Annotated in this window: 1 protein-coding gene and 1 pseudogene; both read right to left on the bottom strand. The window is 55.7% G+C overall.

Annotated features, from left to right (window positions below; translation table 11 throughout):
* Positions 1–86 precede the first annotated feature (86 nt).
* On the bottom strand, positions 87–1490 hold the full coding sequence (locus NP503_RS33160; RefSeq protein WP_127266831.1) for a CapA family protein: 1404 nt from the start codon (positions 1488–1490) through the stop codon (positions 87–89).
* 89 nt (positions 1491–1579) lie between these two features.
* Positions 1580–1715 (bottom strand): annotated as a pseudogene (locus NP503_RS33155) (oligopeptide ABC transporter ATP-binding protein); the annotation flags it as partial.

The following is a 1715-nucleotide window of genomic DNA, read 5'->3' as shown; positions in this document are numbered from 1 at the left end:
ACAGCGCGCAATTTCGTTGCTGTGGCCCCAATCAGCGCCGTCCAGCAGTGAGGTTCGCCCCGATGACAGCAAGCGCCAGCATTGCTTCATTCGTTGTCATTGCGCGAAGGCTGCGGGCGGATAAATCCGACACCTTTTTTGATGTCGATTTGGGTGCCATATTGCTTTGAGAGCCTCTGGAGCCGGCCCAGAATGGCAGTTGCTTGCGGCTCCGAGGCGAAACGCGGCACGCCCCGATTGGCAAACCTCTTCGAGTGCCCGAGTTCAACCGGGTGGAGCTGCAACTCAGCGAGCTGATTGTTCTCGTAGCGGCTGACGGAGATAACGCTCTCATAGTAGATTTGGTCAGAGAGCCCTCCCACAAGCCCCTCTGCGGTCGGGTATCCTTTTGCCAGCTCGTGGATGCTGACCTCAGCATCCGTGTCAACTTTTGGATCCATGCCGTGAACAGCGAACATGTCCGCACCCGCAGGCGTTCGGAGGTCATCGTAAAAGAAATTCGCCAAGCCATAAAAGATTGGTCGACCCTTGTAGATCTCGATACCTCGCAGTTGATGCCGCCCGTGGCCAATGTACGCGTCCGCTCCAGCATCGATAAGGCTGCGGGCAAGCGACTGTTCGTAGTCAGGCGGTTCGTCGCTCCATTCCTGTTCATGACCATGGTTTGTAGCGATACAGAAGTCAGAGAATTGCTTGCCCCGACGAACATTTCGTAGAATCTCAGCAACATCACGCGAATCGGCTTCAAAGCTATAGCCTGCTTTTTCGCCGGCCTTGAATGTAGTACCGTCAATGACAACGCGGCTTGGATCCCGTCCGGGAGGACAATAATACGGCAAGACTTCTCGTACTTGCCTCAAATTTTCCAGCATCTCCGAAGGAACCACGATGCTTTTCGTCAAACGAAGAGCATTGAGTCCTGGCCTGCCAGGTGCCTCGCCGGCGGGATCGCCCGCACGAGCCATGCAACAGTACGATGCAGCAAATGACACCAATGCCACGCGACCGCGAGCGGTCTCCAAGAAGCGAGCAGCGCCGGCCTGTGCGAGGTTCTCGCCCGCACCTGCATGGATGATCCCGTTCTCATTGAGCACTCGGCTCGTCTCGCGCATGCCTTCGAGGCCCCAGTCGAGGGTATGATTGTTCGCCCGACTCACCAGGTTAAAGCCCATCTCTTTCAAGTCAGGTCCGATCTCCGGCAGGCTAATATGATACGCACCACCGTACTCAGCCTGGGGGCTTCCCTTAAATGACCGGATATCGAAGATGAGGGTTTCCATGTTCCCGAACGTGACATCGGCATCACGAAGGATTTCGACGACATCCGCAAAACCGGAATGGTGGCCTTTCATCAGCGCCCGCGACAGAATAAGGTCGCCAACCGCTACCATCTTGAAGCCATCGGCAACGTTCGTGGCAATTGAACCGACTGTATCATAGCTGCCAACCTGTTGAGTTGAACGACAGCCGCTTTCGTGATTTCTTTCCATAGATTATTCTATTGCCTCCTTTGACCGCATCTCGAGTGTTCGCGTCTGTTCGTGGAAAATTTGTTCGGATAAACTGATCTGTGACTGTCTCACAGAAATAGCGAGGATTTGACCGCCTCAGCCGGTTTCGGAGACGCGGCTCTGGCCGGAGCCCGCACATGACAGGCCACGACGCGCCCGTCTGCCATTGGAACCAAAGGGGGGACTTCGTTGCGGCAGCGCTCG

It is taken from the genome of Mesorhizobium sp. SEMIA396 (genome assembly GCF_024518615.1).
GTDB lineage: Bacteria > Pseudomonadota > Alphaproteobacteria > Rhizobiales > Rhizobiaceae > Mesorhizobium.
Note: the sequence above shows the minus strand (reverse complement) of the source record. Positions and strands in the feature narration are given on the sequence as shown.

What these genes read in the sequence shown, in the direction of transcription:
- NP503_RS33160 (WP_127266831.1), bottom strand. Translation starts at nt 1,490, where the DNA reads ATGGAAAGAAATCACGAAAGCGGCTGTCGTTCAACTCAACAGGTTGGC.